Origin of the sequence: Candidatus Koribacter versatilis Ellin345 (assembly GCF_000014005.1) — a bacterium.
Classification (GTDB): domain Bacteria; phylum Acidobacteriota; class Terriglobia; order Terriglobales; family Acidobacteriaceae; genus Korobacter; species Korobacter versatilis_A.
This window is the reverse complement of the sequence record NC_008009.1, coordinates 811514-828436: the sequence shown is the minus strand read 5'-3', so window position 1 is coordinate 828436 and position 16923 is coordinate 811514. Positions and strand designations below refer to the sequence as shown.

Genomic DNA, 16923 nt, shown 5'->3' with positions numbered 1-16923 from the left:
CGTGAGTTGGCGCACGGGATGGGATTTTTCGTCGGTGTACAATCCGTTCGCACCCATGCATCCACCTCGCACCAAGCTGTACGCTGACCCTCAAGGAAAGCTCCTTCACGACCTCGTCTTCGCGACGGCTGAGCGGTCCCCCGAGAAAATCGCGATTGTTGATACATCCACGACTCCGCCGCGCGAAGTGACCTATGCGGAATATGCCGACCTGGTCGAGCGGATGGCACGGGGGCTGATTGCGGCGGACATCCGGCCGCAGCAGGTGGTTGCGATTTATCTTCCGAATTGCTGGGAATTCTGCGCAGCATTTCATGCGATCAGCTACGCGGGTGCGGTTTCGACACTGCTAAATCCGTCCTACCGCGAGCGCGAAGTGCGCTACCAGCTCGAAAATTCAGAAGCGGTCGCGCTAATTACAGATGGTCCGCTCATTCACGAGATGGATCTCAAGGGTTTGCCAGCGCTGAAAAACGTTTTCTACACCCGCACCGGAGCTGGTGCAGCCGAACCCTTCAGCAAGCTGCTGAAGGACCGTGCGAACGCGCTGCCGTGGCGCGAATTCGACCCGCTTACCACGCTCGCATGCCTCCCATATTCCAGCGGTACAACAGGACTCCCCAAGGGCGTGATGCTTACCCACGCGAACCTGGTGGTGAATGTGTTTCAGACGCTGATACCGGGTGAGGCAGGGGCGCTCACGCCGGACGACCGGATGCTGTGCTTCTTGCCGCTGTATCACATCTATGGGCTCACGGTGGCACTGGACATGATGCTGGCACTCGGAGGAACGCTGGTGCTGATGCCGCGCTTCGATCCGCGGCGATCGCTGGAATTGCTCATCGAACAGCAAATTACGATGGCGCCGTGTGTACCGCCGGTCCTGTTGAATTGGTCTCAGCAGGCGGAGGAGGGGCGATTCCCAAAGGATAGTTCGCTGCGCTGGGTGAAGTCGGGTGCGGCGCCATTGGCGCCGGAATTGGCGCTACGGTTCACGGCCCAGACCGGGGTTCAGATTCGGCAGGGATACGGAATGACGGAAGCATCGCCAGTGACGCATCTCGGGTTTCTCGAGCCGGAGTGGTATCGTCCCACGTCCATCGGGTATCCGGCGGCGCAGACCGAGTGCCGCATCCTCGACGAATATGGCAACGAGGTCGCGCCGGGAGAATGCGGCGAGCTCGTGATGCGTGGACCGCAATTCATGCGGGGCTATTGGAAAGCGGACGCTGCGACAGCATCCGTGTTGCGCGACGGTTGGTATTGGAGCGGCGACGTAGCAAGGCGCGACGACGAGGGCTTTTACTTCATCGTCGATCGTCGCAAGGAGATGATCAAATACTGCGGTTTCGCTGTTGCGCCGGCCGAGGTAGAGGGCGTGCTGTTGGAACATCCGGCAGTGCGCGATTGCGGCGTGATCGGACGGCCCGATGCGGAGCACGGCGAGATTCCGATGGCCTTCATTATTTTGCGCAATCCGCAGCAGGAATCGCCACAGCTGGCGGAGGACTTGAAGGACTTCGTGGCACAGCGCATCACGAGGTACAAGCAACCGCGCGAGATCGTCTTTACCGACTCAATTCCGCGAACGGCCAGCGGAAAGATTTTGCGCCGCGAACTGCGGCAGCGTCTGGAGACTTCCTAACTGGCTCGCCCGTGCGGCTTCGCGAGGATGGCGCGAATGTTCTTGGCGAGTACGCTTAAGCTGAGCGGCTTCGCCAGGAAGATCGTATCGGCGTCGAGTTCGTCGGGATTGACGAGCCCGTCGGAATAGCCGGACATGAAAATGATCTTCACGCCGGGGAACATCTTGCGAACGTACCTGCCAAGTTCGGTACCGCGCATGATGGGCATTACGACGTCTGTCACAAGGACGTCGATGGTCCCGAGCTTCTCAGCTATTTCCAACGCTTGGTGCCCATTGCAGGCGTGCGCGACGCTGTAGCCTAAGGTCCGCAAAGACTCGACGACGGCGGCGCGGAGGTCAGGCTCGTCTTCGACCACGAGCACGGATTCGCTCCCGGTATCGAAGGTCTTGGCTTCCCTGACGGCGGTTGTGACGACCTGCTCGCTTGCACACGGAAAGTACAGAACGAAGTTCGATCCGACCGCGACGGTACTCGTGAGCCCAATGTAGCCACCACTTTGCTTCACGATGCCATACACGGTCGCGAGGCCGAGACCAGTGCCCTTGCCGGGCTGCTTGGTGGTGAAGAAGGGCTCGAAGATGCGTTCCTGAACCTCGGCCGACATGCCACTTCCGTTATCCGCGACTCCTAAAGCGGCATACTCTCCCGCCGGTAGCTCGCCATGCCCGTTCAGCCGCATGCCGGGAGTATTGATACGCGCCGTTGTGATCTGAAGGCTTCCCTGCCGATCCATCGCGTCGCGTGCGTTGGCACATAGGTTGAGAAGCACCTGCGTGAGCTGCCCGGTATCGATCTTGATGGGCGGAACGTTCTCGGCTGGAATGAACTTGAGTTCAACGTCCTCGCCAACCAGGCGACGGACCATTGGCACCAGGCTCTCAACGACTTCGTCGAGACTGATGATCTTAGGTACCAGGATTTGCTTACGGCTGAAGGCGAGAAGTTCGCGCGTGAGCGCAGCGGCGCGGTCCGATGCTTGCAGGATCCGTTCGCTATCACTCCGGACCTTCTCCGGATTTTCAGCGAAATATTGCAGGCGCTCGGCGTAGCTGCTGATGATCATGATGAGGTTGTTGAAGTCATGCGCGACGCCGCCGGCAAGACGCCCCAGGGCCTCCAGCTTTTGCGATTGGCGAAGCTCCGCTTCCATCTGTTTGCGTTCCGTGATGTCGTTGGCGAGGATGAGTCGCTGCGCTTTGCCGTCCATTGCTACTGAACAGCCGGTGATCTCCACATCAAGCATGGACCCATCCTTCTTCAGGTGGCGCCATACCCCGACGTCGCGACTCCGGCTTCGTGTTTCCTCGAGATTGCGTTCCAGAACCGCAACGTCTTCCCTCGGACGAATGTCTTTAATCGTCATGCGAAGAAATTCATCGCGAGAATAACCGTACTTCTGCACTGCGGAATCGTTGACTTCGGTGAAGCGCAATGTATTGCGATCGAAAACCCACATGGGCTGCGGATTGTTGCGGAAGAGAAGTTCGTACTGTTGGCGCGAGGCTTCCAGGGCATCGTTTTTGCGCTGACTGTCGCGCCGTCCGAACGAGATGAGCATAGTAAAAGCGCCGGCAAACGCTATGAAGCCATGCATCATCATGGCATTGATCGCGGGGGAGTGGCTGGCGAATGGGCCGACGCCATGTTGCGTACCCCACATAGCCATGGACGCCGACAAGAACACAGCAACGCCCGAAACCGAGACTGGGAAACGCAATGCACTCCAAGTGAGGATGGGAACGACAAGGAAGGCGTCCGAAACGAGTTCGGAACCGAGATCCGCCCAAGGTAGAAAATCCTCCCATAGATCGAAGACCAAACCTGTGACGGCCACGAGGGCGACCATGGCTGAAGCAAGTTCCCCGACGCGCGCACGTGTCCACACGGCGGGTTCGAATTTCCCGGTAGCAAACCCTGCCATCATCGGAACGACCAGAAGTACTGCGCTGAAATCGCCAAGCAGCCACATGCGCCACGTACTTACTTCGGGTGTCGAAAGTTGCAGCAAGGGTTGCCGCCCGATCTCCTGCATGAGAAGCCCGAACAGCGTGGGTACGACGATTCCACCCAACGCAAGCATGCCGGCGTTCCCAGGGAGACCGGCCAGTTCCTTACGGTCTTTGTAGACCCAAAGGTAGATATAGGCGCCTAGCGCGGGTTCAATGCCGTTCACAACGGCCTCAACGACGTCGCCTGGGGTTGGCGCGAGATTAATACACAGGGAAGCAACAACAACAGCCGGCCATAACTTTGGCGACCACCAGATGAGGAAGAAGAGTGCCACACCGGTTGGGAACCAGACCAGTTCTGCATCCTGAACGGGGTATGCGATCAAATCCGAGACCCCGATGGCAAGCAGGTAGAGAAGCCAGAGCAGCAGAAACTGCACTCGACTTCGCTGCAGTGCGGTCTTTGCTTCCGCACGCCATTGATGCCAATTGCGGAGAAAAATGAACGGGCGCGGAGGTGCAAGGTCTGTCGCGTGCATGTCTTCCTCATCGGCAGGAATTGGGGAAGAACCAATTACCGCCGTAAGGAAGATTTACGTTACTTGAAGCGCCGAGAGGACGATCCAAGGCTAATCGAGATATATGTTCACATCCGATACAACGCGCGTGATTGCCCCATTTGGGCTCGGCCGATCTGGCTGAAGTCCTGCCTGGATGGAGGAGAACAATCCGACGAGTTGCCCGAAGATGACATCCACTGGGACGCGATAGTCGTCCGGAAAATCAGGAGGCGCATCGAGCGTGATGACGTGTTCGCAGTAGTCCACAAGTTCATCCAGGTTCGGAGGCGCTATGGCGACGCGCACTCGTCCGAGCTGCTTGCGATGAATCTCCTTAATGAGATCGAGTTCGTAGCGCTGGCGACGTTCATCGCTGGAGACGAAGGCGACAAAGAGTGAATCGTCACCCAGGGCAGACATCGGTCCGTGACGCAGACCCATCGTGGATTCTGCCATGGTGTGAATAGTACCTGCGCTCATTTCGACGGTCTTCAGCGCGCACTCGGTGGCGGTGGCTGCCTGGGCGCCTGAGCCCACGTAGCAGGCCTTGCGAAGGCGAAGCTTGCTGATCTCGAGCGCAATGGGCGGAGCTACGTGCAGCATCTCGCGCGCCATGCCGATGAGACTTTCAACCAGAGGACGATAAGCACTGAGATCGTCAATGTTTGCCAGGCAATGTCCGGCGATAACCATATTGGTGAACGAGCTGGTCATCGCGAGGCCGCGATCGTTTGTGGCATCGTCGAGAAGGAGGACGTAGCAATTGTCGCGGTCCGCGCACATCTGCGCCATCTTGCCGTCTTTGTTGCAGCCCACGATGAGGTGCCGGATTGCGGGATATTTCGTAATCGCGAGGTCGAGCACACCGACGCCTTCGGAGCTGTCGCCAGAGCGTGAAAAGGAAATCCAGAGGTAGTTTCTGCGTGGCAGAACATAGTTCTCAAGGTTGGTGATGAGTTCGGTGCTCGGAACCGCGATTACGTCACATTGCCATTTCTGTCGGAGAACGCTGCACAACGCACGGCCGATATAGTCGGAAGTCCCGGCGCCGATGAGGTAAACGGTGGTTGTGGCGCTCAAGCTCACGCCGAGAAATTCGCGCAACGCGCTCTTCTGGCGATCGACGCGGGCGTAGGTGCCTTGCCATGTCTCGGGCTGCTGCGCGATCTCGGCGGGAGTATGCAGCAGGCCCCTGGAGGCTTTTTCTTCCTGCGCCAACTCCATCAAGGCCGACAACGGATTGCCCGAATTTTTCTCTGTTTTGATTGTCATTGCGGGTCCGCTTCCAGCATCAAGTGTTTCGAAAAACTTGTTTCCAGTTGTGCTGTCGGACCGTGGACCGGCCCCAACACTTTGTTGTTCTCGTAATCGGTCACTTTGTAGTCGCGATCTTCCAGGCCGCGCAGTTCCACTTTGCCGCTGAAAGTCGGAGCGTAGAACGCGTAGTACATTGCGCTGCCCTTCTTAATCGCGTGAGCCTCTGGACGATCAAAGCCGATGTCATAGAGAGTGCCCTCGTAGGTGCCTTCGCTCAGCATCTTCTCCTTGTAAAGGCCGACCCACTTCTCGAAGATCTTGCGGCGCGCAGGAACAAGATCAAATTGGGTATGCCGCGAAGCAACTGCAGGCAAGGTAAATTGCGAGCCGACAACGCCGCCGACGCCGACGGTCGAGGCGAAGTCGCTGGCGTTGTCGCTCAGCTCGACGTGATCGCCGAAGTACGGCACGCCGTCACCGAGCAGAGCTTTGATCGTCTTCCCTTTAGTACGCACCTGCCAGGAACTCGAAGGATCGCTCGCGACGCTCATGTTGTAGTACGGCATGGTGTAGAAGGAATACGACGTGCCGCAAGGACAGAACTCAATCAGCGCGCCAGGTTTTTCCTTCTGCGCTTCGTCGTAAATGGCTTTGAAGAGCAACGGCAGTTGCTCGACGGAATCTTCCGGCTTTGCGTGATGGTGCGCAGGGTTATAGCACGCCGGGACAGCGTTCATGTATTGGCCGTCGAGCTTGAGACCATCAAAGCCCCATTCACCTATGATCTTCTGCACGAACTTGCGCTGAACCTCAACCGCTGGCTCGTACGCAGGACACAGATACAGCGAATTCCACCACGAGATTTTCTGCGGGGAACCATCCTTGTTCTTCAGCTCGAGGTCCGGATCGTCTTTGAGTAACGCCGAGTCCGGCGCGGCGCTCATCGGCGACCACCATAACTGCGCCTTCATGCCGGCGGCGTGGATTTTATCCACCAGCGCTTTCATGTCGGCATCGCCCCGAGGAAACTTCTTCGGATCCAGCGTCAGATCGCCATACTTCGTCTGCCAGCCATCGTCAACAGTGACCCACTCGAAGCCGATGCGCTTGGCTTCGGGAATGGTCTTCTCTATCTGAGCCACGGTAAAGCGGCGTCCATAGCCCCAGGCGCACCACATCGGCCGGAAACCACCATCGGCGGCGCGCTGCGATGCGGGCTGGCCGAGCTTCTGCATGAGTTTCTTGTAAGTGAGCAGGGCAGCGAAATAGTCGCCATGATGAACAATGGCAAAAGTTCGGAAGGTTGTTAGCGATTCACCCGGCGCGAGCTTTTGTGTGTTTACGAATTCGATGCTGAGGGTGGCGTGTTTCGCGTCGGGCATGGCGACGGGCAGGGAGACCTGCTTAGGCTTCAGTTCGAGGTCGCCAATCGCGAGACCGGCTTTGCGCGACCAGATGTCGGCGAACGGCGTTCCGCCACCGTAGTCGCTGGCGTTCATCCCGAGATAGTTCTTCTGGTGAAAGCCGACCTTTAGCGGCGCTACCCAAGCAGGGCGTCGCTCGTAGGTTCCGGGTTCGAACGACCACAACGATGAGCCAGTGACCGAATACGCGTTGTTCGTCCACTTCGAGATTTCTATCGAAGATGACGCAGCGTTTTTGTAGGAGACGTCGAAGACTGCGGCATTGGGAAAATCGTCGTAGACGCTGACGGTCACGGTCTTGAAAACATCGCCGGACTTGCCTTCGATGATCAGGCGCTTCCCTGCACCAAGCATGTCGGATACGCCTTCCGTGCGCTGTGAAGTCTGTGCGAAGTCCGAAAGCGTCTTACCGTCAACGACAACGCTTTCCGAGCTGCTGAAATCGCCGAATGGCGTCTCGCCGAATGCCACTGCGCGGGAGTGCATTTGGGCGTCGAATTCTATGGCAATCTGCTTGCCTTCGATCTTGGTCTGGCCGCTCGCTCCGGCCGCGAAGACGCCCATTAAGAGCGCGGTGAAAAGGGCCTTCCGTCGCGGATTTCCCCGCAACGGAAGGCATCGGTGCATGGAGGTAAGTTTCATGGCGGCCCCTAGAACAAGAACTTCAACGCCAACTGGATTTGCCGCGGCGAGCGAGCTGCCGTGATCACGCCAAACAGGCCGGGATTTGATGGGTCGTAGACGGTTGCGTTGTTCCCGTTCTGCGGACCGGACTTCGCGAACAACGGATTGTAGTGATTGAGAGAATTGAACATCTCGGCGCGGAATTCGAAGTGGCTGCGTTCGGTCACTGCGAAATCCTTATAGAGCGAGAAATCAACAATCTCGTACCCCGGACCTTGAATCGTATTGCGGCCCACGTCGCCGAACGTTCCCGGGGTCGCGACGGTAAACGCGCAGGTGTTGAACCACGTGCCCGGCTGGCAAGGCGCAGCGTTGGGATTCCCGATCTGGTCAGGACGGTCGGAAGAACCGACGTTTCCGCCGCCATCGGCATTGGAGACGCCGGCGTTGCTGGTCACTGTGTACCAGTTGCCGGTGGAGAAGCTGGCGATCCCGCCAACCTGCCAGCCGCCAATCACGTAGTCGAGCGGCTTCGAAATATCAGTCGCATACTTGCGTCCGATGCCGAAGGGTAGGTCATACAGTGCGCTGAATACAGCGTGGTGGCGGACATCGAAATCGGAGTTACCATACTCCGCGTTGGGGAAGCGCATGTCGCGGAAGTCGCCGCCATTCTGTGCGCCGAGGTTCGCGTTCGACGCCGTATCCAGCGAGTGGCCCCACGTGTAATTGATGTGATAGGTGAAACCGTTTGCGAAGTGGCGTTCGAGACTTGCTTGTAGCGAGTTGTAGTTAGACTGTCCACCGGAACGGAACCATTGGACGGAGGAGTCAATCTGCGGGATGGGACGGCGATCGGCAAAAGGACTATTTGGATCTGCTGTCGGCGTCGCTTGATTGCCGTTGAGGAACGTGAAAAGCTTCAGTCCACGTGAACCCGCGTAACCAAGCTCAAATACTGTGTTGGCTCCTATCTGCTGCTGGAACCCGATGTGCCAATTCTGCATGTATGGCGTGCGCAGTGCCGGATCCACCGAATACAGGATCGGCGTGTTCGGGTCCGTCAGTGCGGATGCCGGGAACCCGTTCTGCAGGAACTCCAAGCCATCTATGCCGCAGTATTGACCGCTCCCCGCTAAATTCGGATTCAATGAAGCCAATCCGCACGGCGTGTTGAAAGATTGCGTCACGAAATACGGCGGGTTGAAGCCGGGGCTCGGATTGGAATACGGGCCGTTCTCCTGGCCACCGTAGAAAATGCCGTATCCCGCGCGCAGTACAAGGTTCTGATCAACGAGGAACGCAAAGCCGATGCGCGGTGCGAAGTTATTGAGGTCCGGCTTGATCAGACCTTCGCTTCCCGTGGCCGAAACCGGAATGATTGTGGAGAGATACGGCGTAAGCTGCGCCGTCTGGCCCTTGGGAAGAATCAGTGTCGCGGTGGCAAGATCGAAGGTGCCCTGCTCATTGTGGCGCGATTTTACGGTCGTGAACAATTCGTAACGCAGACCAAGGTTCACGGTCAGTCGTCCGTTCACTTTCCAATCATCTTGCGCGAAGAACGAGTAGATGGGTCGGTGGTAATCCACGTTGTGGATGTTGTTGATTCCGCCGCCATCGGTGGCGCCGAGCAGGAACGATGCGTAGCCCGAACCGCTGCCGAGCGCGTTGCCGCTGAGGTCCTGCGCGTCCTGTGCACCGGGGTTGCTGGTGAAGTCATTGCCGAAATTCAGCGTGCCGCGCGATTCCGCGGGCTGATTGATGGTGAACTCTTCCTTGCGGATTTCCGTTCCGAACTTCCAGGTGTGACGGCCTTTCACCCATGTAACGTTTTCATCAAGCACGTAGGTGTTCTGCAACTCGACGGAAGGTAGAAACGTTGGGCTGCCCAGTGTCGAGACATCACTGAAGGTCAGTTGCGGAAGACCGCCGTTGATAGGCGTGAACGGAACGCCTGGGAAACCAATCGCACCGGAGACGTCCACGTTGTAGTTCTGCTGGAAGCGGTGCGAATTGATGCGGTTGTAACCGAGGCGAAATTCGTTGATAAACGTCGGCGAGAAGGTATGAATGTCACTGATCGCGACGCTCTTATAAGCATTGTCTTCGATGCCGCTGAAGAAACCGCCGCCGTCGCCGCCAGTGCTGAAGGTCGGCGGGAAGAAGCTCGGCTGGTCTTCATAGCTGAAGCGGCCAAAGATGTTGTTCCTCTCGGAGAACTTATGGTCAATGCGAACATCAAAATTGGCACGGTGCGTAGTTTGTACTGGGTCGGCGATGTAATTAAAGCCGGCATTGTTATTGCTGTTCGGCAGCGGGTAGAGCGCCGAGAGGCGCTGCGCCAGTGGATCGATCACTCCCCCAGGCATGATGTTCACCGGCAATCCGTTTGAATAGCCGAAGGGCATACCGCAGATGCCGGTGGGATTGCCGGCATAGGCTTGCGTCAGGCGCGTATTGAAGATTTCGCCCGAGTAGGTCGGCATGCCGTTGCAATCGAGAATGGGCGCGAGATTCCCAGCGGCGTTGGTTCCGTAGACCTGGGTAGAGGTATCGAGAAACGACGAGAAGTCGCCGTTGCGCATGTCCTGAGTTGGAACGAGGGCAGTCTGCGGCTGGGCCTGGTTGAGGCGGAGGCCTTCGAAATCGGCGAAGAAGAAGGTCCGGTCCTTGATGATCGGACCGCCGAGCATGACGCCATACTGGTTTTGCTTATACGGTTGACGATCCGTGTCGTAGTAGTAGCGCGCATCGAGCGCTTCATTACGGAAGAACTCCCATGCCCCACCATGGAACTGGTTGGTACCTGACTTGATGACGGCATTGATGATCGCGCCGTTGCCGCGACCGAATTCCGCACTATAAGCGCTGGTCTGGACCTTGAATTCTTGCAACGCGTCAATCGGTGGCTGAATGACGAAGTTGGTTTCATTCAACAGGTCGGGGAGGTTCGAGTTATTGTCCACGCCATCGAGCAGGAAGTTGTTCTGCAGTGAACGCGCGCCGTTGGAACTGAATCCGTAGCCGCCCTCGTCGCGGGAGCCGGGTTCGCTGGGCGCGACGCCAGCGCTCAATTGTGCAAGCTGAGCGAAGTTGCGTCCGTTAAGAGGCAATTGCGAGACTTGACGCTGACTCACAACTTGCCCGAGTTCTGAGGTTTCAGTCTCAAGACGTGGAGCCGCGGCGACGACTTCGACTTTCTCGGTGACATCACCGACTTGAAGTTGCAGGTCGAGGACGGCGCGCTGCTGGACTTGCAGCTCTATCGGCCCCGCCTTCACGCCGCGGAAACCCGGATGGTTTACCTCGACCGTGTAGTGACCAATTCGCAGCGGGCTGGCGACGTATTCGCCATTTGCATTGGTGGTGAGCTTGCTTTCGCCCCCCCGATCGATGTCGCGTACCAAAACTTGCGCACCGGCGACAACGGCGCCCGATGGATCGCGCACCACACCGGCAATTGTGCCGGCGTCCTTCTGCGCGAACAAACTCATTGTTGCCAGGAAAACAAATACCGCCAGACTGAACCGTCCAAAGCTTTTTAGACCGACCTTCATCCCTCTACCCCAATCTTGCGCCCCGCCATGTTCGCGACTGACGCGCACTCGGCGGGGCTGACTTTATCCGTATTGCTACTGCTCATAAGCCCCAATATCGATGTTCGTTCCCTGCACTCGCGGATTTCCCGCGAAATCCTTGGTGCCTACCACTGACACACCCAGGTTCGTTCCGCTATTCACCGCCGGCGAGGACGCCTGGACATGCAGGTCAGGCGTCGCCGTATTCACGAAGAGCGGGTTTGCGTAGAACGAATGCGCATCCTGCCCACTCGCCGACAGATACTTCGCCCAAGTGGCGTATGTCTTCGCATACCAGATCCACGTCGCATTTGCTGGCGTGCTGGCATAGAAGACGTTGTAGTCCGAGGTCACCGGGTTCGTTACCGACTTAGTGAAATTGTTGACCATCAATCCCTGCGGGCCCGCCGAAACAATGTTGTTCTCGAAAATGTTGTTCGTCGCGTGGTACTGGATCTGGAACTCGCCGCTGCCAGTCTTCTTCGTGTCGTTGTTGAACAGCGTGTTGCCGACGATCGTGATGTGGTCGCTACCGCCCACTCCGCTCGCATAGCCGCCGATGGAGATGCCGCACGAGTTCGCGTTGTAGACGAGATTGTTCCGTACGGTGACATAGCTCGACGTTTTGTTCTTGTGCTCGCTCGCTACTTCGATGTTCAGATCGGTGGTGCGGACCAGGTTTCGCTCGATCACTACGTTGGTACAGCCATCGCAGTAGATACCATCGGCCGCATACTGGTTCCCGTAAGCGGGATTGCCATACGACGTGATGTTGTAGATCGTATTTCCACTGATTGTTCCGTTACGGGCCTGGTCTGATCCTGACGGCCCGACGCCTTCGAAGCCGATTGCGTCTATACCGATATTGTCGTCGTCGTGAACGATGTTGTTGCTGATCGTAAAGCCGTTCACGTTGCCATCTACGTTGACGGTCTCGCTGTTGCCGGTCTTGCAGTTGTAGACCTGGTTGCCGCTGATCACGATGTTGCTGATGGGCGTGGAACTCGTCCCATAAACCGCGATGCCGAACGCATTGCCGTTATTCTCGGCCTTCGACGCGATGTCATGCACTTTATTGTTCAGCAGTTGGATGTTGCTTCCGCCTCCGGTAACGAAAATCCCAGCCGGTGTGCTCGCCGCTGCCGAAGTCGAATAGTTCCGAATCTCAAAGCTACTGACAATCACGTAGCTTTGGTTCGTGATGTTGAACAGCGCCTTCGTCGAACCGCCACAGCAGGAGAGTCCCGTCCCATCCACGATCGCCGTCTCGCCCGGATAGCCCTGAAAAGTCACATACCCGGCCGTCGCATTCCCCGACACCGGGATGTTCACGGACTCGTTATAGGTGCCAGCGCGGACATCCACCGTCGCACCCGCCTGTACCGAATTCGCGGCGTGCTGGATTGTCTTCCACGGAGCGCCGATCGTACCCGCATTCGAATCGTTGCCATTGGTAGCAACGTAAAACGTGGTGTTGCTCTGTGCGAATGCCAAGCCGCAGAACCCAATCGCAGCCACCAGCATTCGAATCACACTACTCGTATAGTCGTTCTTCATTGCGCGCATCCTCCTTGGGGAACAGGTTGGGGGGAACCCAAGGGCCCGACTGCTAACATCTCGGAAGTTATTCTTTCATTTACTTTCGAAACGTTACTAAGTCTTGCGTTATACGCGAAGTCGTAAGCCTTCGTCAAGGGAGTTCATGCGGAAAATCTACGAAAGGTGTTTCCAAATGGGAGGAGGAAACTCACCGTTGCTCGATCACAACCTGTTGAAGGAGCTCTACAACAAGTTTGCGGTCGAGGACGCCGGGATTGTTTGCCACGCAGTTCGCGGTTCCGCAGGCGATGGCCAGGCGCAGGCGTTCGACCCGATCCAGTCCGTCGGCCACGCCAACCGCCCAGCCACCGAGAAAGGAATCGCCGGAACCAACCGTAGAGATCACCTCAAGCTTCGGAGCGGTTCCGAGGAGAATGCCGTCGGCATCGGCAACCACCGCTCCCGCCGCTCCCAAGGACAGAACGACTGACTCAGAGCCTCGCGTGCGAAGCTCTTGTGCGGCTCCGATGGCGTCGTCCGCAGTTTGAATTTCGCGGCAAAGCAGCGCAGAAGCTTCCTGGCGATTTGGCTTGATCAGCGACGGCTGTGCTTTGAGAGAGTATTCGAGCGCTGCGCCGCTGGTATCGAGAAGCACCGTGCAACCCTCTCGCTTTGCGGCCTCGATAAGATCGCAGTAAATAGAACTTTCGATACCGCGCGGCAGGCTCCCCGACAACGCAACCACCGGCGCGTTCGATAACTCTTCTCCGAAGCAAAACAACATGCGGTCCCGCTCTTCCGGCAGGATCTCCGGGCCCGGTTCCAGAACCTCCGTGATGGCGCCAGTGCTTTCGTCGATCAACTCCAGGGTACTGCGCGTCCGTCCTGCGGTTTCAACTACCACCGGCACCGCGCCCCTGGCTTCGACTCCACGACGGCAACTCTCGCCGTCGGGACCGCCAAGAAATGCAAGCCAGCGCACTTCTGCACCCAACGAAACCGCCGCGAATGCGACATGCGCAGCTTTTCCGCCAGCTTGCGGATCTGCGCTCGTTGCGCGGTTCACCTCGCCTACCCGGAGCGAAGGCACGATGATCCGACGGTCGACAGCCGGGTTCAGACTCACACACAGGAGCTTTGAGCGTTCTGGCATCGTGCGGAAGAGAGCAAAAGACAATGAAAGTCAGCGCCAGTATACTCTGGTCGAACTTTCATTCCGCCAAAGGAAAGCATGGCACTCGATATCGCAGTTGTCGGTGAAATTAATCTCGATCTTATTCTTTACGGCCTTCCGCAAGAGATGCCGCTCGAACGCGAGCTGCTCGCCACCAATTTTCGCCAGACCCTCGGCAGTTCTTCCGCAATTCTCGCGCATAACCTCTCCACCCTCGGTACCCGCGTCGGATTCACTACGTGCGTTGGCCCGGACCCGATGGGTCAGATCGCGCTCGAGTATCTGCGCTCGGCCGGCGTTGACCTCTCGCACTTAATCTCAAGCCAAACTACGACGGGCGTGACGCTACTGTTGCCGCACGACCGTGATCGCCACATCCTCACGTTTCCGGGAACGATGTTCGAACTCAAGTATGACCATCTGGACCTGCCGTTTCTCAAGTCCGCGTCACACTTCCACATGTCATCGCTCTACTTGCATCGCGGACTGCTGCCGGATGCGGGCCGGTTGTTTCGCGAGATGAAGGCCGCTGGCCTGACTACCTCTCTCGACACAAATGACGATCCCGACGACACCTGGCTGCTGCTTGACGAAATATTTCCGCACGTAGATATTTTCCTGCCAAACCGGCAGGAGGCATGCCGGATCGCTCAGACGAACGACGTCAGTGAAGCGATCAACCGCCTCGCCGAGCGCGTTCCGATGCTGGTGGTAAAACTCGGGGCGGATGGCGCGTTGTTACGCAAAGGGAAGGAAGAAATTCGGGCCGCCGGTGAGAAGGTGACGGTGGTTGACACGGTTGGAGCAGGCGACAGCTTCGACAGCGGCTTCCTACACCAGTTTCTGAGAGGTGCCCATCTTCAGGATTGCCTGAAATTCGGCAATCGCACCGCCGCGTATTCTACAACCGCTGCGGGAGGGGTCGAAGCATTCAGAGATGAGAAACGCAGGAAGGAATTTCTCGGCTAGTTCGCTTGCTGCCTAAACCAAGACCACTTCGCAGCCAGAAGTCTTCAGCCGTTCTTCGATTTCCGGCGCGATGCCCCTGTCCGTAATCACCTTGTGAATTCCCGAGAACGCGGTGATGCGCGACATGCTCCGCTTCGTGAACTTGGTGGAATCCACGACGAGGACGACTTCGCGGGCGATCTTTACCATTGCCTGATTGACCAGCGATTCCTCGAGGTTTGGGGTGCTGGGCCCGAACTCCGGATCGCATGCCGCTGCGCCAAGAAACAACCTGTCCGCGGCGAGATGTTGCAGCATATTCTCGGCGAAGCCACCGACAACTGACACGGAGTCGGCACGCAGAATTCCACCGACGATCACCAACTGAATTCCTTGTACGCCGAGCAATTCCATCGCGACGTTCACGCCGTTGGTGATGACCTGCAGCCCCTTCTTCCCTTTCAGGTGGCGGGCGATCTCCTGGGTGGTGGTGCCGGAATCAAGAATGATGGTCTCGCCATCGTTGACCATCGCCGCCGCAGCTGCGCCGATCCGACGCTTTTCCGAGGCGCGCGTCTGAAGGCGTTCCGTCAGGGACGATTCGAAGTTCGCTGTCTCATAGTGCACTGCGCCGCCACGCGAGCGGAGCAGAAGCCCACGACGGTGGAGTTCGTTGAGATCGTTGCGGATAGTGACAGCCGAGGTGCTGAAACGTTCACTCAATTCGTGCACGCGCACGCGGCCGCGCTCGCGCACGATCTGGAGGATCTGCATACGCCGCTCCTCGCTCATCAGCGAGTCGGCGCCATTCCCCTGTTGTGCGCTGTCAGCATTCGCCATCGGTTCGATGTCCTGTCGTGAATAGGCGACGCGGAGGGCATCCCGCGTCGCGGCCATCATTCTAACCCACTGAGCAGAGTAGAAGCTGTACCACCTAGTGTGTAGGGGACTGCTTTGGTGAGTTCGCGAAAAGCTTGTCGGCGTTCAGGTGATACACCTTCTCGAGGACATCATCCGGCAAAGCCATACCATAGATCTTCCAGCGGCCTTGCCCGGGCGCATCCCAATAATCGAAGTATTCGTCGGCAGTTTCGAGCCAGCGGAAGTAGTTCTGGTACATCGCTTCTTCCGGGCCGACATCGGTGCCGAACATGATGCGGTCCTGGTACTTCAGAAAAAACTCGCGGGCGCGTCGAGGTTCGCGTCCAAGCTCTGCTTCACGCGCTCCGAACTCGACCATGGAATTCGGATATTTGTCGAGTACTTGGCCGACATAATCGAGGTTCTCCGGCCAGTTCCCCATGTGCAGCGCGACGAACCTCGTGTTGGGATGCTTCGCGAACGCACGGTTCCGGGCCTCGAGGATATCAATCTTCTTCGGGAATTTCGGCCCCGCGAAGCTCCAGTCCGGATGGTTAATCAATTCTTCGTAGCGTTCGTTCTGCCCATCGACGGGATAGAAGAATGCTTCCGGATCGGTGACGTGGATAAACACCGGGATGCCGAGTTTGCCGCACTCTTCCCACACGGGATCAAGCCGCGGATCATCGACCGTGACGAACTTTCCGGTCTTGTCCTTTACACCGAGGCCTAGATCTTTGAGGACCTTGAGGCCTCGCGCTCCGCGGCGGACGCCGTCATCAATCTGCGCGACCATTTCCTCGGAGAAATTTGGATCGTCGATCTTGCTCCAGTCAATTTGAGTGAAAACGAGGAAACGACCGGGATAGGGCTTCACCATTTCATCAATCACGTGCTGGAGTTTGTCGCCCCACATGCCGGTGAGGATCACGATGGACTTGATGTTGAGCTTGTCCATACGGGCCACGAGTTCCTTAGGATCCATATGTTCCTCGATCCGCGCCGCATCGTTCACATGCTGGTGGACGTCGAATACCGGGAACTTCGCACGCAGCACTGGATGTTCCTGGGCGTGCAGCATAGATTTGGGATGGAAGTCGCGAAGGAGAAGCGTCTCGCGCTCCGCCGCGTCTGGCGCTGCTTTATAACCGATGTCCTGTGCTGTCAGATATCCGCTCAACACCGTCACTAAAACCATTCCGACCCATCGCTTCATTGGAGAACCCTCTCTTATGAAAGCTTTCGCAAGCGCACAATACACCTTTCGCAAGCTTGTGACAACCTGACCGGGTCATCCAATCCGCCGTTCGATACGGCTTACGTCAAAAAGGCAAACGGCATCCGGGGAGGATGCCGCTTA

Annotated in this window: 10 protein-coding genes; 2 read left to right on the top strand and 8 right to left on the bottom strand. The window is 57.6% G+C overall.

The features are described 5' to 3' along the window. Position 1 precedes the first annotated feature (1 nt). A complete protein-coding gene (locus ACID345_RS03420; RefSeq protein WP_148210003.1) occupies positions 2–1645 on the top strand; it encodes a class I adenylate-forming enzyme family protein in 1644 nt (547 codons plus the stop codon). On the opposite strand, the gene ACID345_RS25065 is transcribed toward ACID345_RS03420, so the two are convergent. From ACID345_RS25065 to ACID345_RS03390, 6 genes are all read right to left on the bottom strand, one after another. Further along, a complete protein-coding gene (locus tag ACID345_RS25065; RefSeq protein ID WP_011521473.1) occupies positions 1642–4137 on the bottom strand; it encodes an MASE1 domain-containing protein in 2496 nt (831 codons plus the stop codon). The two genes, ACID345_RS03420 and ACID345_RS25065, sit on opposite strands and share 4 nt — an antisense overlap. Before the next feature lie 90 nt (positions 4138–4227). Then, positions 4228–5430 carry an SIS domain-containing protein gene (locus ACID345_RS03410; RefSeq protein WP_011521472.1) on the bottom strand — a complete coding sequence of 401 codons (1203 nt, stop codon included), beginning with the start codon at positions 5428–5430 and terminating at the stop codon, positions 4228–4230. Continuing rightward, positions 5427–7481, bottom strand: coding sequence for a glycoside hydrolase family 36 protein (locus ACID345_RS03405; RefSeq protein WP_011521471.1), 2055 nt, complete (start codon positions 7479–7481; stop codon positions 5427–5429). The genes ACID345_RS03410 and ACID345_RS03405 overlap by 4 nt, the downstream gene beginning before the upstream one ends. 8 nt (positions 7482–7489) lie before the next feature. After that, complete coding sequence (locus ACID345_RS03400; RefSeq protein ID WP_011521470.1) at positions 7490–11020, bottom strand: TonB-dependent receptor; 3531 nt, start codon at positions 11018–11020, stop codon at positions 7490–7492. Between the two features lie 75 nt (positions 11021–11095). Beyond that, positions 11096–12598 carry a choice-of-anchor Q domain-containing protein gene (locus ACID345_RS03395; RefSeq protein WP_011521469.1) on the bottom strand — a complete coding sequence of 501 codons (1503 nt, stop codon included), beginning with the start codon at positions 12596–12598 and terminating at the stop codon, positions 11096–11098. A gap of 190 nt (positions 12599–12788) precedes the next feature. Then, positions 12789–13733 (bottom strand): 1-phosphofructokinase family hexose kinase, encoded by a 945-nt coding sequence (locus ACID345_RS03390; RefSeq protein ID WP_011521468.1) that lies wholly within the window; start codon positions 13731–13733, stop codon positions 12789–12791. A gap of 78 nt (positions 13734–13811) precedes the next feature. On the opposite strand from ACID345_RS03390, the gene ACID345_RS03385 reads away from it, so the two are divergent. After that, a complete protein-coding gene (locus ACID345_RS03385; RefSeq protein WP_011521467.1) occupies positions 13812–14723 on the top strand; it encodes a carbohydrate kinase family protein in 912 nt (303 codons plus the stop codon). Between the two features lie 12 nt (positions 14724–14735). Here the strand turns inward: ACID345_RS03385 and agaR are convergent, their stop codons facing one another. Both agaR and ACID345_RS03375 read right to left on the bottom strand, forming a co-directional pair. Further along, complete coding sequence (gene agaR / locus ACID345_RS03380) at positions 14736–15602, bottom strand: transcriptional repressor AgaR (protein WP_011521466.1); 867 nt, start codon at positions 15600–15602, stop codon at positions 14736–14738. A gap of 34 nt (positions 15603–15636) precedes the next feature. Next, positions 15637–16779, bottom strand: a complete 1143-nt coding sequence (locus ACID345_RS03375; RefSeq protein WP_011521465.1) for an amidohydrolase family protein — start codon at positions 16777–16779, stop codon at positions 15637–15639. Positions 16780–16923 lie beyond the last annotated feature (144 nt).